Source organism: Mycobacterium sp. HM-7, from assembly GCF_053852335.1.
Map to the genome: position 1 here is coordinate 1,431,838 of NZ_CM132657.1, position 18,094 is coordinate 1,449,931.

General features: G+C 65.9%; 18 protein-coding genes. 3 read left to right on the forward strand and 15 right to left on the reverse strand.

Going from position 1 to position 18,094, the window contains the following annotated elements; all coding sequences use genetic code 11:
- Positions 1-35 precede the first annotated feature (35 nt).
- The 10 genes from ACWW1C_RS06970 to ACWW1C_RS07015 all read right to left on the reverse strand — a co-directional run bounded on the left by ACWW1C_RS06970 (position 36) and on the right by ACWW1C_RS07015 (position 7,304).
- On the reverse strand, positions 36-470 hold the full coding sequence (locus ACWW1C_RS06970) for a very short patch repair endonuclease (protein WP_455982754.1): 435 nt from the start codon (positions 468-470) through the stop codon (positions 36-38).
- 109 nt (positions 471-579) lie between these two features.
- Positions 580-1,278, reverse strand: a complete 699-nt coding sequence (locus tag ACWW1C_RS06975) for an SDR family oxidoreductase (protein ID WP_455982755.1) — start codon at positions 1,276-1,278, stop codon at positions 580-582.
- Positions 1,279-1,465: 187 nt separating this feature from the next.
- Positions 1,466-1,810 (reverse strand): hypothetical protein, encoded by a 345-nt coding sequence (locus ACWW1C_RS06980; RefSeq protein ID WP_455982756.1) that lies wholly within the window; start codon positions 1,808-1,810, stop codon positions 1,466-1,468.
- A 273-nt stretch (positions 1,811-2,083) separates the two neighbouring features.
- Positions 2,084-2,347, reverse strand: a complete 264-nt coding sequence (locus ACWW1C_RS06985) for a hypothetical protein (protein WP_455982757.1) — start codon at positions 2,345-2,347, stop codon at positions 2,084-2,086.
- A gap of 37 nt (positions 2,348-2,384) precedes the next feature.
- Complete coding sequence (locus tag ACWW1C_RS06990; RefSeq protein ID WP_455982758.1) at positions 2,385-2,834, reverse strand: hypothetical protein; 450 nt, start codon at positions 2,832-2,834, stop codon at positions 2,385-2,387.
- Positions 2,835-2,895: 61 nt separating this feature from the next.
- Positions 2,896-3,717, reverse strand: a complete 822-nt coding sequence (locus tag ACWW1C_RS06995) for a hypothetical protein (protein ID WP_455982759.1) — start codon at positions 3,715-3,717, stop codon at positions 2,896-2,898.
- The gene (locus ACWW1C_RS07000) at positions 3,710-4,123 is read right to left on the reverse strand and encodes a hypothetical protein (protein WP_455982760.1); all 414 of its coding nucleotides are present in this window, start codon (positions 4,121-4,123) and stop codon (positions 3,710-3,712) included. The genes ACWW1C_RS06995 and ACWW1C_RS07000 overlap by 8 nt, the downstream gene beginning before the upstream one ends.
- On the reverse strand, positions 4,123-6,711 hold the full coding sequence (locus ACWW1C_RS07005) for a WXG100-like domain-containing protein (RefSeq protein ID WP_455982761.1): 2,589 nt from the start codon (positions 6,709-6,711) through the stop codon (positions 4,123-4,125). Before ACWW1C_RS07005 ends, ACWW1C_RS07000 begins: the two co-directional genes overlap by 1 nt.
- 3 nt (positions 6,712-6,714) lie before the next feature.
- Positions 6,715-7,002: a WXG100 family type VII secretion target gene (locus tag ACWW1C_RS07010; RefSeq protein WP_020102348.1), complete on the reverse strand. Its 288-nt coding sequence runs from the start codon at positions 7,000-7,002 to the stop codon at positions 6,715-6,717.
- Positions 7,002-7,304 (reverse strand): WXG100 family type VII secretion target, encoded by a 303-nt coding sequence (locus tag ACWW1C_RS07015; RefSeq protein ID WP_455982762.1) that lies wholly within the window; start codon positions 7,302-7,304, stop codon positions 7,002-7,004. Before ACWW1C_RS07015 ends, ACWW1C_RS07010 begins: the two co-directional genes overlap by 1 nt.
- Before the next feature lie 274 nt (positions 7,305-7,578).
- Here ACWW1C_RS07015 and ACWW1C_RS07020 point away from each other — a divergent pair, with 274 nt between their 5' ends.
- A complete protein-coding gene (locus tag ACWW1C_RS07020; protein WP_455982763.1) occupies positions 7,579-8,535 on the forward strand; it encodes a mechanosensitive ion channel family protein in 957 nt (318 codons plus the stop codon).
- Between the two features lie 38 nt (positions 8,536-8,573).
- On the opposite strand, the gene ACWW1C_RS07025 is transcribed toward ACWW1C_RS07020, so the two are convergent.
- The 5 genes from ACWW1C_RS07025 to ACWW1C_RS07045 form a co-directional block, all read right to left on the reverse strand.
- The gene (locus ACWW1C_RS07025; protein ID WP_455982764.1) at positions 8,574-8,993 is read right to left on the reverse strand and encodes a GreA/GreB family elongation factor; all 420 of its coding nucleotides are present in this window, start codon (positions 8,991-8,993) and stop codon (positions 8,574-8,576) included.
- Between the two features lie 170 nt (positions 8,994-9,163).
- Positions 9,164-11,152 carry an OPT family oligopeptide transporter gene (locus ACWW1C_RS07030; RefSeq protein WP_455982765.1) on the reverse strand — a complete coding sequence of 663 codons (1,989 nt, stop codon included), beginning with the start codon at positions 11,150-11,152 and terminating at the stop codon, positions 9,164-9,166.
- Between the two features lie 78 nt (positions 11,153-11,230).
- Entirely contained in the window at positions 11,231-12,859 is a 1,629-nt protein-coding gene (locus ACWW1C_RS07035; protein ID WP_455982766.1) for a peptide chain release factor 3, read from the reverse strand.
- Between the two features lie 68 nt (positions 12,860-12,927).
- Positions 12,928-14,739 carry a sulfatase-like hydrolase/transferase gene (locus ACWW1C_RS07040; RefSeq protein WP_455982767.1) on the reverse strand — a complete coding sequence of 604 codons (1,812 nt, stop codon included), beginning with the start codon at positions 14,737-14,739 and terminating at the stop codon, positions 12,928-12,930.
- Positions 14,740-14,930: 191 nt separating this feature from the next.
- Positions 14,931-16,754, reverse strand: coding sequence for a fatty acyl-AMP ligase (locus ACWW1C_RS07045; RefSeq protein WP_455982768.1), 1,824 nt, complete (start codon positions 16,752-16,754; stop codon positions 14,931-14,933).
- 205 nt (positions 16,755-16,959) lie between these two features.
- Between ACWW1C_RS07045 and ACWW1C_RS07050 the strand changes: the two genes are divergently transcribed.
- Together ACWW1C_RS07050 and ACWW1C_RS07055 are read left to right on the forward strand one after the other, a co-directional pair.
- On the forward strand, positions 16,960-17,343 hold the full coding sequence (locus ACWW1C_RS07050) for a DUF6153 family protein (RefSeq protein WP_455982769.1): 384 nt from the start codon (positions 16,960-16,962) through the stop codon (positions 17,341-17,343).
- Between the two features lie 47 nt (positions 17,344-17,390).
- Positions 17,391-18,041: a DUF305 domain-containing protein gene (locus ACWW1C_RS07055; protein WP_455982770.1), complete on the forward strand. Its 651-nt coding sequence runs from the start codon at positions 17,391-17,393 to the stop codon at positions 18,039-18,041.
- The last annotated feature ends 53 nt before the right edge of the window (positions 18,042-18,094 follow it).

An 18,094-nucleotide genomic window follows, 5' to 3' on the forward strand; every position in this document is an offset into this window, starting at 1 on the left:
GTCATTTTGGGCTGGTTATTTTGACCGCACGATCACTACCGGTGCCGCTCGAGGGCAAGACCTATCTGGTCGGCGACTTTTGTCCCATCCTCGTGCTCCCAGAACCTAAGCACTGTCCAGCCGGCTGACTGAAGCTTGTCAGTTGTGTCAGCATCCCGCGCGATATTCGAAGCGATCTTGGCTGACCAGTAATCAGTGTTGCGGTTGAAATCCCGCCGGCCATGCTCGGGGCAACCGTGCCAGAAACACCCGTCGATGAACACCGCGACCCGGACCTTGGCGAATACGATGTCGGCCTTCCTGCGGAGGCCTGGTTCCGGTGCTGTGCCAACGCGGTACCGGAACCCTCGGCGATGAAGGATCCGGCGCACCGCGAGCTCCGGTTTGGTGTCCTGAGAGCGGATCGCCTGCATGTTTCGGCGGCGTCCCGGCGATGATGCCCACGACCCCTCCACCCCGATCGCTCGCACCTCCCAATGCTAGATCCTGTGACCGGGGTACTGAACACGAACCTCTGATCATTTTTGGCAGCCGATGAGGACGCCCGTCACGAGAAACGTAGACATTTCGTAGCCTTCACTACGGCCGCGTGAAAGCCAGGTTTTCGACCGGCCCGGACAATGCCGCTTTGACCTGAACCGAGAGGTCATCGACCAGCACCTCAGCCGCGCCGGCTTCCAGGCCGTCGATGATGCGTCGGGCCACCTCGGCCGGAGCAAGCTTGGGTGCGTGGATGCCGTCGGTCATATCGGTGTCGATGTACCCGACATGCACCCCGACCACCTGGGTGTGCTGGGGCTGCAACTCTTGGCGCAGCGAATTGGTGATCGACCAGATCGCGGCCTTCGATGCGCCGTAGGCGCCGGCGCCGCCCAGCCAGGACAGCACTGAGTGCACGTTGACCAGCGCGCCACCGCTGTTGGAGGCCAGGATCGGCGCAAAGGCGCGCGTCACCCGCAGCGGTCCGAACACGTTGGTGTCGAAGGTGTCGGTGATGTCGTCGAAGCTGCCCGTCAGGAGGTCGTCGAGGTGGGAGACGCCCGCATTGTTGATCACAATGTCGACGTCCGTGGCGATATCGGCCAGTGCGGCAACCGAATCCGCCGAACTCACCTCAAGTCCGTACGCGACGACCTCGGAGCGGTCGTCGATGAAGGCGGTTCGTGCGGTGGAGTACACCTTGCGGGCTCCGCGGGCCAGCACCTCGTCGACCAGGGCTGCGCCCAGGCCCCGTCGGCCACCCGTTACCAGAACCACCTTGCCTACTACATCGGTCATGTCGAATCCCTTCCGGTCTGACTAACGATCTCGTTATTGAGATAGAACCACTGACACTGCCGAATGTGACCGCTAGTCGTATGTGGGGTTCGTGACACGGGCAGCGGGGAATGGCGGCGTGGTGTGCGGTGTTGTGGGGGCGCCGCCTGCGGTGGGAGAGGGCGACGCCGGAGCGCTGCTAGCGTCGCTAAGCGCGTGGCGTCGAGAATCGGCCGGGGGAGTGGATTGTCGCTGGCTGCCGCTGGAGCGCGGCGGACACCTGCGCGCTCACGACTCGTTTGAGCTCCGGTAAGTCCGCGGGTAGGCCCGGAGCGGTTCCCGTCTCGGCGAGGAGGACGACGTCATTGGCAATCCCGGGAACCGCGACAGAACCGACGGGGACCACGAGCGTGGCGGGGAGCAACGCCACTTCCATTTGATCGGGATACCGGGACAGCGGCCCGATGAATCGTCCGGTGATGGTCACGATGGCGACGACTCGTTCCGCGGCGAAATTCTCGGTGGCGACGCGCGGGTCAGCTGACGTTGGCATCACCTGGGACAAGGTGATCGCCGATGTCGCAGGTGCACCCGACAGACCTCGGTAGGTAATGCCTGGTGTCGCAGGCAATTTGGCAAGGGTTGCCGCGATGTCAGCCGACATGCTGGCCTCGTTCAGATGGTTTCGCGGTCGCGTCCCGGCTGAAGATTGAAGGCTCCGGTGTGGAAGGTGACGGTGAGTTCTCGGAGCGAAGCTGTTCTGGCATTCCGTCGAACATCCGGGATTCCAACTCGTCCTCTGCCAAAGGATCTTCCGTTGCTCGCATCAGACGGGCGTTCCTCGGTTGGTGCCAGGTTTCAGGATCAACAGATCGTCGTGGTGATGTCTCCGGCAGGTCTCGACAAACTTAATTGCGGCGCTGCGGTTAGACAGAAACTCCTCGGACTGTTGAGGTGAAATGGCGTAGTACTCTTCGTAATCCACCACTCCGTTGCTGACTGGGATCGCGACGTAGTGGCTCCCCGAATCGAGCTCGGCACCTATCGAATAACGATCTTCTTGGGAAACGAACACGTCACTGAATCTCACATGAGCCTCTGGATCAGTTTTCGCACCGGGATCACGGTCAAGACCAGTCGGCGAGTTCGTTGGCGACTGCGGAGTCGGAGAACTTGGGCTGCTCGCGCAGACTCCAGCTGGTGGGGACGGCGTGGGTGTCGTAGTAGTGCTGGAACAGTGCGATGGCCTCGGTGGCTGTGAGTACTTCGGAGGGGCGCACCATGTAGGTGTTGTCGCCGTTCTGAATTGGCTCGGTTTCGGCTGAGTCGGCGGCGCCACCGGATCGACCGATCGTGTACAGGCGGTGCACACGGTTGGCGTCGCGCTGCTTGATCTCGACAGTGAGGCGGTCAGGCGCGATGCCCGTCGCTTGTATCCACTCGTGCGAATAGGGGAATTCGTCGTACGGGACTTCCGGACCCACTGGGTAGATCGAGTAGTAGGTGTACCTGCCGTCGCCGAGGCGATTGATGCCTGCGGCGAATTGACCGGGAATCTCCTCGGTGAAGTCGCTCATACGACTCTTTGCCCTGTTGGATTCGAGGATGTGCGTCGCCTGTTCGAGTCTCATTTGGCGCCTACTTATCCGCACCTGGAATCCGTTGGTTCTCAACACCTTGAATACCGGTCAAGCGACTGGCGTCGACCACAGCCTCGAACACCCCAGCCTCAACCAGTCCAGCGCCAACCCGCTCGGCATCAGCGGGGTCATCGCTGAGCAGCAGCACCTCGGCCGTTGAGCCAGCTGAGCGCAGCATGCGCACAGGCACACCGTCGACCTGGGCCGTGAAAACGCGTTCGAACACTTCACATTCCGACAAGGGAGCAGTCGCGGACCACGCGCCCGGGCGGACCTGTTCGAAACCTGCCGGGCCAGTGTCGGCGATCGCAGTCAGCAGCACGGTCTCTGCCATGACGTCGGCGAAGAACTCACGACCCTGCCACCGCGCCAACGTGCCCACCATCGGACTTGGCGGTCGCCAGCGTTTGGCGCCCACCCAACCACGCGCCGCTCCTTCGTAGCGCGACAAGCGTTTCTGCTCACCGTCGGAACGGATTCGCCAGTACTCCGCACCGTAGGAGAATCGGGTGCGGCTCATGCTCCAGACTTTCGCTAGCGAGTCGCCATGTAAAAATCCGTGGGGAAAGCTGGGCCAGGGCCGCGCCGTATCACCCGGAGTAGTGAAAGTGGCGAGCCGCGGTTGCTCGAATCGGACCACATCGGCAAAGTCTGGTGCCGCATCAATGCCGTACGCCGCCAACAGGTCTGCCGGCGTCCTCAAACCGACTACCGCAGACGCATCGGTGACGAACCCACCAACCTGGTCGAGTCCGTAATCCACGATCGCGCTTGAGACAGAGGCCGCGAGGAGTTTCTGCAGCACGAGCTGCTCAGGCACGACGTGTCTCCTCTACCCGAATGTCCTGCAACCTGTCAGGATCGACCAGTCCGGTCCATCCCGTGTGCTGGTCCCCGTCCAGCCCGATTTCGCGAGCGATCTGCGGCGGGCCAACGAACTCCACCCCGATCCTGCCGTCCCGCAGCCGGCGTCGCAGAGAAACGGTGTGCCCCGCGATGGTTGCGCTGGCGCTGACCTGAATCACGCCATCGAGAGCCGACCTCGGGACCTTGGCCCACGGGTCGTAGTGACCCGGTTCGGCTGGTGCTTCACCGCGCGCGAATGCGTCTGGCAGCTCGACGTCGGGCTCTACGTTCAAGGCGACCCAATCGGTGCCACTGAACAAGATTCGAAAGCGCTGGCCGCGGTACTCCGCGACGGCGCCGGTCACCGGAATGTCAGTCATCAGTTCCCCTGGGGGATCCATTCTTTGTCCTTGAGCACGGCCACCAGACGCTGGGTTCCGTCATCGAGGACCTCCCACATCTCGGCGCCGTCTCGCATCGTCACATTCTTGGCGTAGTACTCAGGAATGACATCGTCACCGGACTTGGTGAACCCGTTGCCGGTGAATGGATCATCCCACCCGTCGTAGGCGTTAGTGCCGCCCATATCCGTATTCCGCGGCACGTCGTAGGAGCCGGGGGCATCCGGATCTGCTTGGAACCGGATGATGTGAGTACCCGGATCCTCAGGGGTGTACGGAGAGTCGGTGTAGTCGAGACGCAAGCCGTCGTGGATTTGTTGGGGCGTCCCGAGGTGGGCGGTGTCGTCGGCCATCGACACCGAGCCGCCCACTTGATCGACGTTGAGCCACGGCTGGTTGCCCATGATGTAGTCATCCGCCCGGCTCGGGACGAACCCTTTCGCGTCATCGAAGTACCCCGGCGGGATCACCTTCTGCATCACCGAATCGTCGGTGGGGTTGGGCAGTGCGTCGCGGACGTCGTTGACCAGGTCACGTTCGGCCGGAGTCAGTGCGTCTGTCGGAGTGTTGATGAGGTCGATGAGGTCACTCTTGCTCACACCGTTGTCAGCGATCGCATCGAGCACCCGCTGGTTGTCGCCAAGCTGCTCCGGCGCGAATGACGTCGTGTGCGAACTGTCGTCCATCATCGAGTAGACGCGTCCGTCGCCGGCATCGAAGTGGCCACCGGGGGCATGCGGCGTGGAGTCACTCGGACCGGAGAAGTGCGTTGAGTCGCCGGGCGCGTGCACGGGCGCGGTCGGCTCGTGCGTAACTGGTGCCGGCTCATGGGTCGCAGGCGCGGGAGAATGGTCGGACGGGCCTGCAGGTGGTTCGTGCGATGCTGAACTGCTTGGCGCGGTGTGTGTTTCGGCTGCCGGAGCGCTTGAGTGTGGTTCGGTCGGCTCGGCCGTGTGCGGAGCCGGAGATTCGGTGTGTGGCGCGGGCGCAGGTTCTGGCTTTGGCGCGGGAACTGCTTCCGGTTTCGGCGCCGGAACCTCCACGGGCGCCTTGCCTGCGGCACTGGTCCCCGGCGCGGCCTCCGGCACGCCGACCTTGTCAAGATTGCTGCTGATCTTCCCGGCCTGGCCGGCGACTTCCTCGGCAGCGCTGGCCGCACCGACCTTCGACGCGGCCGTACCTGCATCGCGCGCAACCGTCCCGCCGGCCCGAGCCTCTGCCGCACCGACACGGGCGGCGCCACCGGCAGCGTCGGCCGCGGGTGCCGCTTCGCCGGCGCCGGGCAGGAAGAACGTCGCGACTTGTGCTGTGTCGTAACCCAATCCACGGAAGGGGTGGCCGTTCTTGAAGTCGTCGTAGTCGATCATCGACTTGCCGAGAGTCGTCAAGTCCTTCCGGATGCCAGGGTCCGACAACGCCAACGGCGCGGTCAGTGGATTGGCCACCAGCGCCACCTCACCCAACGCCTTGCCGGTGCCCTCCCAGGCCTTGGCCGCCCCTTCGGGGTCGTAGAGGAATCGAGTCGGATCAAGCTGTTCCAGCCCATTGGCGGTCTGTGCGACGAATTTGAACGCACCCTCGTCGAAATCGACGATGGCATTGAAAGTCGAGCCCAGCGCTCCGCCGACCTCTTGGCCGAACACCGCGACAAACTCCTTGTCCGCCCACTTCTCGAGCTTGTCCGTCAACGCGTCGAGGTCCTGCATGCCCTGGGTGAACATCTGCTGCATCGCATCGGCTTCGCGCTTGATATTGCCCAGAACCGCCTTGATGTCGTCCGCGATCTGCTTGATCTTGTCGAGGGGATTGTGGCCCTCGAACATCCCGCCGATGGTGCTCAGGATGCCGCTCGGACTCAACTGATGAAGCAGGTCGCGGATTTTGTTCTGCGTGTTCTCGACCGTGCTTGCAAACGAATCGATCTGACCGGCCAGCTTCTGCGCCTGCGTGTTGATGGCGGTGAGGCCGCCGCTGATGTCGTTGGCGGCCTTCTGCATCTGCGGTGCATCGGGAATCTGGAACCCACCCAACGTGGTTCCTGCGGCCGCCATGGGACCGGACCCGCCACTCATCGATGCGCCGAAAGCGCGCCACGCTGCCGCGGTGGCGCGCATCTGCGCTGGATCGCCGTCGGGCCACAGGTCACCGACGAACGCTTCGACCAGACTCCATCCCAGCGGCTCGGCAATGTCGCCGCCGAACACCGACGGAGCACTGGGCGTCGGGTACTTCGGCGGTTCGGTCGGCTTGGACACCGGCGACTCGCCACCACCGACAGTGGAGTGGGCGTTGGCCGTCCCGTAGTTGAAGGCCGACATCTGGATACCGAAGCCGGTCCTGTGTGACGCGTTGACGGCCGACGCGGCCGACTGCAGCAACGAGTTGGCGGCGTTCATGTAGCTGCGAGCGAAGACAAACGCGGCGGCGTCGTGACCGAACCCGGACTCGTGCCCGGACAGGGCAGCCGTCAGTGTCGAGATGGCGCTGGTGGCGGCGTTGGATTCAGCGCCGACCGACGCCCCCGCCGAGTTGAGCGCGGTCGGATCGACCGTGATCGGGCCGGTCACAGATCAGGACCACATCTGGTGGTTCTTGCTCGCGGCGGACGAGTAGTTCTCGTGAGCGCCCTCAGCGATCTGGCGGAGTCGTGCCAGCGCCTCCCGCATCTCCCGGGCGCCTTCGTTCCACTGCGCCTGCGCTGACCGTTCCGCCTCGCCGGCGTCGCCGTACCAGCTGGAACCCAGACGAGCGACCGAACCCGCCGCCTGCGCCAGATGCGCTTCTAGGTCGGAATCGAACGCCGTCATCCGGTCGATGACCGCCGCCAGTGCCGCGGGGTTGACGCTGAACTCGCTCATCAGAGGCCCGATCCCGCGATGTGGGCGCCGCCCTCGGCGTCGGTGCTCGTGTACTTGGCCGCCGCATCGTTGAGCAGCGCCGACATGCGGCTCAGACCGGCCGCCACCTGGGCCGCGCCTTCGTGCCATTCCTTCCATACGTCCGCGTATGCCGAGGCCGCAGACCCTGTCCAACCGGTGCCCATGAGGCCGGACACCTCGTTGTCCAGGGACGTAATGCCAGTGCGGAGCCCGTCCGCGACGGTGGACAGTTCGTGCGACGTCGCGACCAACTCCGACGGTTCGACCTGTAACTCGGCCATGCGATACCCCCAACGCGTTTGGCTGACGAATGGAGCTTACCGAGCATCGCCGAGGGTGCCCGACGCGAATTTCCTTGCCGCTCACAGGCTTTAGGCAGGTTTCTGCCAGATTGCTGGCAGGAATGGCTTCCGTGGTGCGCCGCTGCTGTGAGCCGAACAACGATCAGCCCCAGCCACCGACTGGATCTCTCGCCGACTCGAAGCCGCTGGTCCAGCCTGCAGCCGGGAATCGCCGTGGCCAGGGGATTCCACGTCCTCTCGTAGGGTCGGAACCGTGCATGTCTACCAACTGGCTTTCGAATGGACGGAAACGAACCGACACTGGCTGATCGAGGTCCCGATCCGGATGGTGTCCTATGCCGTGATCGCGCTGATCGCGCGGTTGGTCCTGCACAGGGTCATCGACCGCGCCACCACCGGCCGCACCGGCAAGTCCGAGGCGGTAGACGAGCAGTCGCAAGCCAACCGCCCGCCGCTGCTGCGTTACCTTCGTGACCGTGCGGCGTCGTCGAACGCGCGTAAGGCCGCCGAGCGGCGCCGTCAGCGCGCCCAGACCATCGGGTCGGTCCTGAAGTCGACGGTGTCGATCCTGCTGCTGATCTGGCTGGTGCTCGCCCTCTTGAGCGTGCTGGGCGTGAACATCGCGCCGTTCATCGCCTCGGCCGGTGTGGTCGGCCTGGCCATCGGTTTCGGCGCGCAGAACTTGGTGCGCGACTTCGTCAGCGGCATCTTCATGCTGCTCGAGGACCAGTACGGCGTCGGCGACAACGTCGACCTCGGCGACGTGACCGGCGAGGTGCAGAGCGTCGGCCTGCGCATCACCACCCTGCGCGGCGGCGACGGCACCCTCTGGTACGTCCGCAACGGCGAGATCAAGCGCGTCGGCAACATGAGTCAGGACTACGCCGTTGCGCAGGTTGAGGTTCCGGTTGCGTTGACCGCGGATCTCGATCGGGCCGAGCAGGTGGCTCTCGACGCGGCCGAGTTTGCGATCACTGATCCGTCGATCTCCGACAACGTGCTCGGCGAGCTGGAAATGCTTGGTGTGCAGGAGGTCTCGCCTGACCTGCTTACCCTGCGCGTGTCGGTGAAGACCCGGCCGAATACCCAGGGCTCGGTGCAACGCCGACTCCGCCGCGAGATTCTGCGCGCGTACGCCGAACACGACATCGCGCTGCCGTACCCGCAGGGGCGGATTCACGCGGTGGTGGGCGGTCGCTCCGCGGAGTAGCGGCCTGGGCTCCCCGAACAACATTGGTCGGGGAGCGGTCAGCGCCCCGCCGTCTCCTTCGGGTTCACCGTGTCGACGGCGAGGACCGTGATCGCCATGCTCCGCCCGGATTCTGTCACGTATCTCCGGGTTTCGCCGACGTGCGTGGCGACGAGCGCTTTGCCCAGCGGACACTCCACGGAGCAGGTGTCGCCCAGCGCCTTCGCGTCGGCGGGCAGGACGAGCTGGAAAACGTCGGTGTCGTCGGGGTCTCCGTTGAACGACACGGTGACCCAGGCGCCCGGCACGGCCTGACCATCGAGGATCAGCGCGTCGCGGGCGTCGATTGTGTTGGTGGATGAGGTTTCTCGCGGGTGCCGGTCTGCGGTGACCGCACCGTGTTGTTCAGCGGCATTCGATGACACCGGGTGTGGGGGCGAAACCCTTGACGCGGTGTTCGGGTGAATTACAGCGTCCACACTTGTACTATCCGCCGACGCGCAGGTTGCGACTCACGCACGCGAGCTTGTTTGCCGTGATGTCACGTGATGTACGTCCGCGTGTCAGGAGAGCTCGCTCTGCACCGCACCGAGCGTGCGTCAGGACCGCGAAAACTGGCTAGCAGCGCGCTGACCGCACACTCGACGCATCAGCGCTCAGCCAAAACCGGCTCACTTCCCGCAATCGTGCGCGTCCGCTTGTACATCCACCCGAGCACCGCCGCAAAGGCCACGACGCCGATCATTTCGGGAAGAGATCCGCCGAAACCGGAGAACAGTGCGAACGGCTCGTCGGAACCGGTCCCGGCTACGAACCCTGCGAACACCACCCCGTAGAGGCTCTCGCCGACGATCATGCCGGTCGCCAACAACACGCCCAGACGCTTCTTGCGTTCCACGTCGCCGCCCGTCCGGTCAGCCCAGCGGTTGTAGAACCAGCCCAACAATGCGCCCAACGGAATGATCAGCGTCAGGCTCATCGGCAGGTACATGCCCATGCCGACGGCCAGCGGCGGCAGCGCGAATCGGGAAGTGCGGGTGAGGGTCTCGTCGACCACGATGGCCACCACCCCGATCACGGCGCCGAGCCCGATCAGTCCCCAGTTCAGCGAGCCGCCGAAAACGCCCTTGGCCAACGACGAAATCAACGCGGCCTGCGGTGCGGCCAGCGCATGGTCGCCGGCCCCGGGAGCGCCCAGGAACCCGAACGCCCGCTGCATCAGGTTGAGCACCGGCGGAATGATCGCCGACCCGAACGCCACGCCAATCACCAACGCCACCTGCTGTTTCCACGGCGTGGCACCGACGAGCTGGCCGGTCTTGAGGTCCTGCAGGTTGTCGTTCGAGATGGTCGCGACACCGAACGTGATGGCGGCCGCGAACAGGGTGAACGCCACCAGCGCCGTGGATTGCCCAGCCGACGCAGACCCGAACACCACCTTGACCAACAGCGCAGCGATGAGCACCGTCAGGATGCCGACGCCGGAGATCGGGCTGTTCGACGAGCCGATCAGCCCGGCCATGTACCCGCACACCGACGCGATGACCAGCCCGATGACGAAGATGAACACCAGGCTCGCCGCGATGATCCCGGCCGAATGACCTTGCAGCACAGTGCCGCGACTGAAATCCCACAGCAGTACGGCGATCGGCAGCAGCATCACCACGACGGTGCCGACCACTATGGGGAAGGGGATGTCGCGCTCGGTGAGTTCGACGACCTGACCTTGCCGCCGGTCCCGCGCGGACACCAGCGCATCGGTGACGCCCTTGAGGATCGGGCGCAGAATCTTGAGCAGGGTCCAGATCGCCGCGACGGCAATGGCGCCGGCGCCGACGAACCGCACCTCGTGCACGAAGATGCCGTCGATGATGTCGCCGATCGGTTCACTGCCTGTGAGAGCGCCGTTGGTGCGGATCGGCAGCAACACCCCGAACGAGATGACGAGCCCGACGAGCATCGCGATACCGACCGTCATACCGATCAGATGCCCGACGCCGATCATCGCCATCGACAGGCCGGCGCTGAACATCGTCCCGCCCGCACCGATCCGGGTATATGCGGTAACCGAATTCGCGAGCAGCTTGAGATTCGCCAGCAAGCCGAACGCGGCCGACACAACAGATCCGAACGTGATGACCTTCAGCCCGGTGCGGTTGGCCTCCACTCCTTCGGTGCCGTCACCGACCTTCAGGACCTCGGCGGCGGCGACGCCTTCGGGGTAGGGCAGGTCGGTTCCGGTGACCAGGGCCCGCCGCAGGGGTATGGAGTACATGACGCCGAGCGTGCCGCCGACAGCGCACACCGCGACCGTCGTCCAGTAGGGGAAGCCGGTCCACCAGCCGATCATGATCAATCCGGGCAGCACAAAGATGATCGCCGACAGCGTGCCCGCCGCCGACGCCACCGTCTGCACGATGTTGTTCTCGACGATCGAGTGGTTGGCGAAACTGCGCAACACCGCCATCGAGATCACCGCGGCCGGGATCGCGGTGGCGAACGTCAGGCCGACCTTGAGTCCGAGGTAGACGTTGGCGGCGGTGAACACGAGCGTGATGGCGCCGCCGAGCAGGACGCCGCGGACGGTCAGTTCACGCAGTGTCGGGGTGGCGGGGGTCGCTGGAGTGGCGGTGGCCAACTCGTCGTCCTCTCTCTTGGGTGCTCTACACCGTAAGCGCTGAGCGCCGAGGTGCGCGCACCTTCGAGGAGGACGTGCCTAGCTGTCGGCTGCCGCCACCAGAGAACGCAGCTTGATCGACGGGTTGTCCCGCTGGAACCCTTCGAGGCGCCAGGGTGTCGAGAACAGCACGAGCATGACGCCGTCGGAGCGGGTCAGCACCTCGCAGGACACCTGCTTGCTCATGAACTCGGCGTCCTCGGGCTCGACGACCCGCGCCACCTGGTACGGCAGTGATTCCATCATGATGGCCGCGCCGATCTCGGTGGCCATCCGGTGCGCGGCCACCTCGAACTGCATGGGGCCGACGGCCGCGAACACGGGCGCCTGCTCGCCGCGCTTGTCCGAGCGCAGCACCTGGACGACGCCCTCCTGGTCGAGCTGCTCGATGCCCTTGCGGAACTGCTTGTGCTTGCTCGGGTCCTTGCCGCGGACCACCGAGAAGTACTCGGGGGAGAAGCTCGGGATCGGCGGAAACTCCACGGGCACATCGCGATACAGCGTGTCGCCGGGGCGCAGCGCCGCCGCGTTGGCCAGGCCGATGACGTCACCGGGCCAGGCGTCGTCGAGGGTCGAGCGCTGCTGCCCGAACACCGACTGCGCGTACTTGGTCACGAACGGCTTGCCGGTTCCGGCGTGGGTCAGCACATCACCGCGCTCGAACGTCCCCGAGCACACCCGCGCGTAGGCGATCCGGTCCCGGTGCGAGCTGTCCATGCCGGCCTGCACCTTGAACACGAACGCACTGAACGGCGAATCCACCGGACGCGGCTCACCGGCCACGTCGACGATCGCGCCGGGCGAGGGCGCCAGCTCCACCAGCACGTCGAGCAGCTGGTTCACGCCGAAGTTCAGGGCTGCCGAGGTGAACAGCACCGGCGAGGATTCGCCCGACAGGAAGGTCTCGCGGTCGTAGTCCGAGCCGTCCATCGACAGCAGTTCGGACTCTTCGACAGCGGTGTCCCAATCACCTTCGGCGGCGTCGTGCGCCTTGTCCGCCGGAATGTGCTCCTCCGGCGCGGCGGTGGCGCCACCGGCGGTGCGGGTGAAGCGGATGTAGTGGCCCTTGCGGCGGTCCATCACACCCTTGAAGTCGCCGGCGATGCCCACCGGCCAGGTCAGCGGCGTCGTCCGCAGCCCGATGCGCTCGTGGATCTCGTCCATCAGCTCCAGCGCGTGCCGGCCCGGGCGGTCCCACTTGTTGATCACCGTGATGATCGGGATGCCGCGGTGCTTACACACCTGGAACAGCTTCAGGGTCTGGGGCTCAAGGCCTTTCGCGGCGTCGATGAGCATCACGGCGCAGTCGACGGCCGTCAGCACCCGGTAGGTGTCTTCCGAGAAGTCGGCGTGGCCGGGGGTGTCCAGCAGGTTGATGACGCAGTCGCGGTACGGGAACTGCAGCGCCGTCGAGGTGATCGAGATGCCGCGGGCCTTCTCCATCTCCATCCAGTCCGACACCGTGGACTTGCGGCCCGCCTTGCCGTGGATCGCGCCCGCCTCGGTGATCACCCGGGCATGCAGTGCCAGCGCCTCGGTCAGCGTCGACTTACCGGCGTCCGGGTGGCTGATGACGGCGAACGTACGGCGACGGGCGGCTTCGGTGGCGACCCGGCTGGCGGAGCCGGTCGCTGAGGCGGAACTGGTGGCGGGGGCGGTGTCGGTCATGGCACCAGACATGCTATTGGCCGACCAGGCGAAACCTGTAATCGCGAGGGCGTGACCAGCGGGTTTGGCTACGGGCGGAACCGGCACAGCAGGCGCCGGACGGCGCTGCCCGGCTCCGGTGGCCGCCTGCTCACATACGGCCACGGATCGTTGCGCTCGGGCACCGACGCCGTCCGGACCAGCTTGAGCTGCGTCCGCAGATGCCGGCGCAGCTCGTGCAGGCTGGAGTCGGCCCAGCGGTTGGACGCCTCGATCGGGTCGGCCGTCAGGTCGTAGAGCTCCCACTGGTCGTCGAGCGGGTCGGTGCGGTATGTGTCGCCGCCCCGGCTGTTCGCCGCCAGATGCCGCACGCCCGGTTCGGTCCAGGTCGCCGGATCGTCGAACGTGCGGACCAGCTTCCACAGGTGTCCGGCACCGCCGGCCGCCTCGGCGTTGGTGACGCGCGAGACCAGCCCTTCGAAGTTGGCCGCGACGTTCGCGGGCACCTTGATGCGCAGCAGCGCGGGCGGATTCGTGTTGGCGCCGATCGCCTGCGCTGCACCCGACGCCCCGGTATCGCCCTCGAGGATGTTGTCGCGCGTCATCAGGTAGATGGACCGATCCTGTTCGGCCGCAGCACCATCCACCACCGGCATGAGGTCGCGGCCGGGCAGCGGATGCACCTCGGTGAACGCGGCGGCCAGGGTTTCGGCGGTGGCGTCGACGTCGACCCCGGCTGCACCGAGCAGCGTCGGCACCAGGTCGACGTGTGACGTCGGCGCATTGACTTCGCGGGCGGCGGTCGCGTCGGCGCCGATACGGGCGATGACGAACGGGACGCGCGTCGCCTCGTCGTACAGGTTGAACCACTTCTGGTGCAGCCCGCCGTGCGCACCGAGCAGGTCGCCGTGATCGGAAGTCCGCACCAGCACGGCGTTTTCGGAACCGTTCTCGGTGACGGCCCGGCGCACCCGGTCCAGCGGTCCGTCGACCTCGGCGTGCAGCCGGTAGTAGAGGTCGCGGTACTGCTGCGCGTTGCGGCGGTAGGTGCGTTCGATGACCGCGGCCGGGCCGTAGCCGGAGTAGTAGGCCTCGCGGAAGGCGGCCTGCGCGGCCGGCTTGTCGCTCAGATCCTCACTGGCCGTCGGCGCCGCGGGAACGTGCGGCGGTTCGAGGACGGGGTAGTCGAGCAGGGGGCTGCGGCGCACCCAGCCCGGAAACAGCACGATGTCGTGGGGGTTGACGAAGCTGGCCACCAACAGGAATGGCCGCAGCGCATCGGTGTCGCCGGCGCGCCGCCGCGCGTAGCGGTCGTCGAGCCAGGCGACCACGCGATCGGCCACCAACGGGTCCCGCCGAAAACCGCTGTTGGACAAGGCTGCCCCGTGCGGCTCCGGCCCGACCCAGCCGGAGAAGCCGTACGGCCCCAGTGGGTCGGCGTCGAGGTAGGCCTGCACGGCCACCGGGTCGACGACGCCGTCGGCGTCATTGGTCGCGAGTGGCTTGCCGGTCTTGGGGTCTTCGAGGTCGGCGTGCGAGATGTGCCACTTGCCGTCGTAATGCGTGTCGTACCCGGCGGCGCGCAGCCAGTTGCCCAGCGTCGGCACCTCGCCTTGACGCAGCCACCGCAGCCGCGAGTCGTCGTACCGCTTGCCGAGACCGTCGGTCTGGGTGACGCCGTGCAGATCGGGATATTGACCGGTGAACAGCGTCGGCCGGCTGGGTGCGCACGCCAGCGAGCCGGTGTAGTGCCGGGTGAAACTGACGCCGTTCTCGTCGAACCACCGCCGGCCCGTGAGAGTCCGGTGACGCCAGTCGAGGATGTCGTCGGTTTCGTACGGCGGGATGGCGCGTTCTTCGTCGGTCATCAGGATGACGATGTCGGGGCGCTGCTCCGTCATCTCGGTGCTCCCATCGGCGGAATGGGCCCTACTCAAGGGGCTACCCCGTCATCCAACACGAGCAGCGAGCACGGCGGCGCAAATTGGCGCGATCGACAAATAACGTTCTGTTAACTCTGACGACTCGTGCCCCAGTGGGCTGCGGCGGCCCCAAATCGGAAGTGCCGCAACAGGGCCCGAGACGCCGATCGCTAGTCGAATTGACCGGCCAGAAACTCCGTTCGCGCGGCGCTGCGCGCCAGCTTGCCCGAGGTCGTGCGTGGGATGCGGCCCGCCGCGACCAGGCGTACCTCGGCGACCCGAACCTGATGATGACGCGACACCGCGGCCCGCACGGCCTCGGCAACGGGCTCCAATTCGGCACGGCCAGCGCCCACCGCGCGCTCGGCCACCACGACCAGTTGTTCACCCGAATCACCAGGTACAGCAAAGGCTGTCACGTAGCCGGAGCGCACGGCCGACGAGGCGCGGCTGACCGTCGCCTCGATGTCCTGCGGGTAGTGGTTGCGGCCGTCGACGATGACGAGATCCTTGATGCGGCCGGTGACGAACAGCTCACCGCCGACGTAAACGCCCAGATCGCCTGTGGCCAACCACAATGCGTTGTCCTCGGCGCCGTCGGCGTGGCTGACGGTCTGGCGGGTCTGCAGTTTGTTGCCGAACACCCGCTCCGACTCTTCGGGCCGGCCGAAGTAACCCCGACCGATGTTGTTGCCGTGCAACCAGATTTCGCCGACGACGCCGTCGGCGGCCTCGTCGCCGTCGGGCGTCACGATCGCCACCCACTGGTCGGGGATGGCCTGCCCGCACGAGACGTGGGGGACCGCACCGTCCGCGTGCCGGCCGACGACGACGGCCCGGCCCGCCGCGAGCTCATCACGGTCCAGATATGTGGCGCACGGCTTTTCGTCCGCACCGATGCTGGCGACCGACAGCGTGGCCTCGGCCATGCCGTACGACGGCTTCACCACCGTCTCAGGCAGCCCGTACGGCTTGAAGGCTTCCATGAACTGCTCGATGGACGGCAGTGTCACGGGCTCGGAGCCGTTGAGCAGCGTCACCACATTGGTCAGATCCAGGTCCTCGCCCTCCGGCGGCAGGCCACGCTGCGCACACAACTCGAAGGCGAAATTGGGTGCGGCCGCGAACGTCCGGCCGTGCGCGGCCTCGTCGGCCAGCCGCCGGATCCACCGGTAGGGCCGGCGGACGAACGCCATCGGGTCCATCAGGCTGATCTGGCCGCCGCACAGCGCGGGGAACATGATCATGATCAAGCCCATGTCGTGATACAGCGGCAGCCAGCTCACGCTGCGGATGTCGGTGTCCAGGCCGCCGGCGAGGATCATCTGAATGACGTTGGTGCACACGTTCCGATGCGTGATCTCCACACCGGCCGGGGTGCGCGTCGAACCCGAGGTGTACTGCAGGTAGGCGACATCGTCGGTACCCACCTCCGGGTTGACGTACATCTCGGCGAGGGTGTCCGGCACGGCGTCGACGGCGATCACCCGCGGGCGCTCGGCCGCGGGCAGCGTCTTGATGAACGTGCGGACCGCTTCGGCGGCGGCAGTGGTGGTGAGCACAGCGGCCGGCTTGGCGTCGGCCAGCACCGCGGCCAGGCGCTCGGTGTGCCCGGCGAGGGCCGGCGCGAACAATGGCACCGCGATGTTCCCGGCGTGGACCGCTGCGAAGAACGCGGCGACGTAGTCGACGCCCTGAGGCGCGAGGATCGCCACCCGGTCGCGAGGCTTGGTCACCTGCTGCAGCCGGGCCGCGACGCCGTTAACCTGAGCCCAGAGGCCGTTCCAGCTGAGTTCGATGATCTCGCCGTCGGGGTTCTGCGCGTAGTCGATGAACCGGTACGACGGCTGGTCGCCCATCGCCGCGCGGTTGCGTTCCAGGAACGACGTCAGCGTGATGCCGTCAGGTATGACGATGGCGCCATTTGGCTGGACGTATTGTTCCAGCGATTCCGCTGCCCCAATAATGCTGTGACTCAAGGCTTCCCGACCCATATGTCGACACTAGTAGCGAATCTAACTAACTGACGAGTCCGGCGATTATGAAAGTCACCACTGCGGGAACGGTGTTGTGACGCGGCCCACCGGCAATGAGTGCCTGAGTGTGGTTCGGTCGGCATCGACCGGCAGATTTATTCCCGTAGATATACCCCCCTCGGGTACTATGATTTGCATACCGACACCCGAACCGGAGGCCGACGTGACGCATCGCAGCACGCGATTACACGTCGTCGGCATGCTCGTCCTGATCGCGGGCATCATCGGCATGCATTCGCTGGTCGTCACGTCCGCGCACGTTCCGTCGCACCACGCGCAGGTCGCGGTGCATCACCATACGAGTGCGCCAGTTGCGCATACGTCCATGTCGGATGCCTGCGACTGCAACGGACACAACGGTTTTCATGCGTGCGTGTTCGTCATGACCGAACTGCTGACCATCCTGGGTCTGGCTTTGCTGTACTGGCTCGGTGTCGCGCCCCGGCAGAACGTGGAGGCGCGCATTCGACAGGCGTTGCGGCGCAGGCAAAGAGCCCCGCCGTGGACGGTGCTGACCCTCGCGGAACTGTCGCTCCTCCGAATCTGATGGGCCGCGCCCCGCGTCAACCCATCCAATTCGTAAGGAGTTCAACCATGTTCAAAATCGCATCTATCGCCACCGTTGCCGTCGCCGGAACCGCTGCCGCCATCGCACTCGCGGCCTGTAGCCCGCCGAATGAGCAGGCCTCGACCATGTCCGCCACCACCTCGTCCATGCCGATGTCGGGCCACGACATGCCTGGCCACTCGATGCCCGGGATGTCGGGCACCAGCACCGCCGCGCCGGCCGCCACCTTCAACGACGCCGACGTGATGTTCCTGCAGATGATGTACCCGCACCACGCGCAGGCCGTCGACATGGCCAAGCTGGTGCCGACCCGCTCGCAGAACCAGCAGGTCAAGGACCTCGCCACGGCCATCGAGAAGGCGCAGGCCCCTGAGATGCAGCAGATGACGACGCTGCTCGCCGGCTTCGGCAAGCCCGCACCGTCGGCCACCATGAGCCACTCGATGCCCGGCCTCATGACCCCGCAGCAGATGACCGAGCTGACGGGTCTGTCCGGCGCGGCCTTCGACAAGATGTGGCTGCAGATGATGGTCGAGCATCACCAGGGCGCCATCACCATGGCCAATGACGAGCTGAAGAACGGCACCAACGCCGACGCCAAGGCCATGGCCCAGGCGATCATCACGGCGCAGCAGGCCGAGATCACCACGATGAACGGCATGCTCGCCAAGATGTAGCGGCGACAGCGGGCCGCCGACGGCTGAGGGCGGCCGGTAGCCACAACTTCGGC